Annotated in this window: 2 protein-coding genes; both read right to left on the reverse strand. The window is 66.3% G+C overall.

What is annotated here, in order from left to right; all coding sequences use genetic code 11:
* Positions 1-785, reverse strand: a 785-nt coding sequence (locus tag KDJ86_RS00855) for a DMT family transporter (protein WP_291741659.1), incomplete at its 3' end; no start/stop codon positions are given.
* A gap of 52 nt (positions 786-837) precedes the next feature.
* Positions 838-3,150, reverse strand: a complete 2,313-nt coding sequence (locus tag KDJ86_RS00860) for a xanthine dehydrogenase family protein molybdopterin-binding subunit (protein ID WP_291741662.1) — start codon at positions 3,148-3,150, stop codon at positions 838-840.
* Positions 3,151-3,368 lie beyond the last annotated feature (218 nt).

A 3,368-nucleotide genomic window follows, 5' to 3' on the forward strand; every position in this document is an offset into this window, starting at 1 on the left:
GAGGAGTATTCGAACGGCGCGATGGTCGAGACATCGGCGTGACGGTAGCTTTCCGTCATGACGATCTGCGCGACCCCGCCGCAGATGCCCGCGCCGACAAGCAGCGCCATCTGCGTCATCGTCAGCTCGGCCCAGCCGAACGGCAGAGTGCAGAGCGCGGCGACCGTCGCGGTCAGCGAGAACCACAGCACGATGGTCGCGGAGCGCTCGGTCTTGACCAGCGAACGGACCTGCAGCATCGCCACGGCGGATACCGTCGCGGCGCACAGAATGGCGATCACGCCCGCCGCCTCGCCGTCGCCGAGCGGTGCGCCCGAGGTGAGCAATGTCAGCTTCGGCCAGGCGATGATGACGACGCCGACGAAGCCGACGACGACCGCGCTCCAGCGGAAGATGCGCACCGTCTCGCCCAGAAAGAGCGCGCTGAAGACCACGACGATCAGCGGCTGGGCATAGTTGAGGGTGATCGCCTCCGGCAGCGGCAGCCGCGTCAGGCCATAGAAGCCGAGCGCCATGGAGCTGACGCCGACGAGGCCGCGCGTGATGTGCCGTCCGGGCCTTTTGGTGTGGAACGCCGTCGCCAGCTCGCGCCGGAACGCCAGGAAGACGAGCACCGGCACGATCGCCAGCAGCGAACGGTAGAAGACGATCTGGCCGGCGGGCACCTGCCCGGCAGCCTTGATGAAGGTCGACATCACGACGAAGATCGTGACGGAGATGACCTTGAGCGCGATGCCCGTAAGCGGCCGCGACGGCCGCGCGACATCGTCGCCGCCGGCGATCATCCTGCCAGTCCCGCCGAGGGGTCGCCCGGTTCGCCGCCGGGCGGACTGCCGGTCACCGTGCGTCCGCCCCCTCGTGGATCAGGCGCCAGACGCGCAGCGGCGTCGCCGGCATCTCGACATGGGCGATGCCGTAGGCGCGCCAAAGCGCGTCGGTCACCGCGTTGAGCGCGGCCGGCGTGGCGCCGATAGTGCCCGCCTCGCCCGCGCCCTTGATGCCGAGCGCGTTGGTGGTCGAGGGCACGTTGCGCGTCTCGAAATGGAACGACGGGATGTCGCCGGCGCGCGGCATGGCATAGTCCATGAAGCTCGCCGAGATGAGCTGGCCGTCCTCGGCGTAGACCGTGTCCTCCATCAACGCCTGGCCGACGCCCTGTGCGACGCCGCCATGGACCTGCCCGGCGAGCAGAAGCGGGTTCACCGTGGCGCCGAAATCGTCGACAATCGTGTAGGAGACGACCTCGGTCTGTCCGGTCGCCGGATCGACCTCGACCTCGCAGATATGCGTGCCGTTCGGATAGGTCGCTTCCTGCTGCACGAATTCGCCGAGGCCGGTGACATCCTCCTGAGCCTTCGCGGCCTTGGCGACGTCGGCAAACGACATCGAGCGGTCGGTGCCGGCGATGCGCGCGACGCCGTCCTCGAGCTCGATGTCGGCCGGCGAGGCCTCGAGTTCGTCCGCCGCCAGCTTCCTGATCTTGGTCGCCAGATCCTCGCCGGCGCGGGACGCCGAGACGCCGCCGAGCGGGATCGAACGCGAACCGCCGGTGCCGCCGCCCTTGGCGAGGCGTTCGGTGTCGCCCTGGCGCACGTTGATTTTCGCGATGTCGAGGTTGAGCTTCTCCGACACGAACTGGGCATAGGCCGTGGCATGACCCTGGCCGTTGGACTGGGTGCCGATATCGAGCGTCACCGTGCCGTCCTTCTCGAGCACGACCTTCGCCGGCTCGGAGCCTGCAAAGGCGCAGGCCTCGATGTAGGTCGCCATGCCGATGCCGCGGATCCTGCCCGCCTTTTTCGACTGGTCGAGACGCTTGTCGAAGTCCCTCCAGCCGGCGCGCTCCATCGCGAGGTTCATGTGGCCCTCAAATTCGCCGACGTCGTAGAGGCGTCCCGTCGCGGTGCGATAGGGGAACTGCTCCGGCCGGATGAAGTTGCGGCGGCGGATCTCGTCGGGCGTCAGCTTCATGTCGCGGGCGCACTGGTCGACGAGCTTTTCCAGCAGCAGCGCGGCTTCCGGCCGCCCTGCCCCACGATAGGCGTCGACCGGGCATGTATTGGTGTAGACACCGGTGATGCCGAGATCGAGCGCCTCGATATCGTAGACGCCCGTCGACATGGTGGCGCCGATCCACGGGATGAACGGCCCGTACTGGTGGATATAGGCGCCAAGATTGGCGACGATGTTGACCCGCAGGCCGAGGAAACGGCCCTTGTCGTCCATCGCCATTTCCGCCGACACGACGTTGTCGCGGCCCTGGGCGTCGGTCATGAAGTGCTCGGTGCGGTCGCCGGTCCACTTGACCGGCCGGCCGAGCCGCTTCGCCGCCTCGAGCACCAGCGGATACTCGCGGTAGACGAAGGTCTTGGTGCCGAAACCGCCGCCCACGTCATGGGTCAGCACGCGCAGCTTCGAGGGATCGATCTTGAACACCGTCCCGGCGATGATGTTGCGCATCGAGTGCACGCCCTGCGAGCCGGTGGTCAGCACGAAGCGATCCTCGTCGGCATGCCATTCGCCGACGGCGGCGCGCGGCTCCATGAAGTTGCAGACGAGACGGTTGTTGTAGAATTCGACGCGGGCGACATGGCCGGCTTTGGCGAAGGCCGCATCGGTCTTTGCCTTGTCGCCGAAGTGATATTCGAGCGCCTTGTTGGAGCCGAGATCGGGCCATACCAGGGCGGCATCCTGGCCCAGCGCATCGGCGGTGCTGGCGCAGGCCTCCTCGTCCTCGAAATCGACTTCGATCAATTCGGCGGCGTCCTGGGCAAGCGCGCGCGTGTCGGCCACCACGAAGGCGATGGCGTCGCCGACATAGTTGACGCGATCGCGACACAGGATCGGAACGTCGCGGGTCTCGGCCCGGGTGCCGTCGGGCTGTTTCTGCATGGCGCCGGACTTGAGGTCGCCGAGATGGCGGATGTCGTCGCCGGTCAGCACCAGATGCACGCCCGGCGCGTTCTTCGCGGCCTCGGTCGAGCCGATGGTGAAGGTTCCCTTGGAGATCGGCGAGCGCAGCACATAGCCGTGGAGGACGCCGTCGGGCGAGACGTCGTCGGTGTATCGGCCTTTTCCGGTGATGAAGGCGTCGTCTTCCTTACGGACAACGGAAGCGCCCATTCCGAATTTCGGCGTCATGACGTTCATGGATGAACCTTTGGGAATGATATGAAAACGATTGAGGAGATATCCGGAGCCGCAGTTTTGTCGAGCGGCTGTTTCGTGTAAAGACCACGCCTCGATTTAGTCCACCGATCCGGAATCGCAAGGCCGGATCGACGATCCCCCAAATTCAACCCGGGTTGACTGAGAATGCGTTCGGATACCGGCCAGGTGGTCAAGCTCGAAGACTACCGCCCCAGCGA

This window comes from Bauldia sp., from assembly GCF_020442045.1.
Taxonomy (GTDB): Bacteria; Pseudomonadota; Alphaproteobacteria; order Rhizobiales; family Kaistiaceae; genus Bauldia.

Bases quoted from the DNA above. Each gene is read 5' to 3' on its own strand.
- KDJ86_RS00860 (WP_291741662.1), bottom strand. From the start codon at position 3,150: ATGAACGTCATGACGCCGAAATTCGGAATGGGCGCTTCCGTTGTCCGT.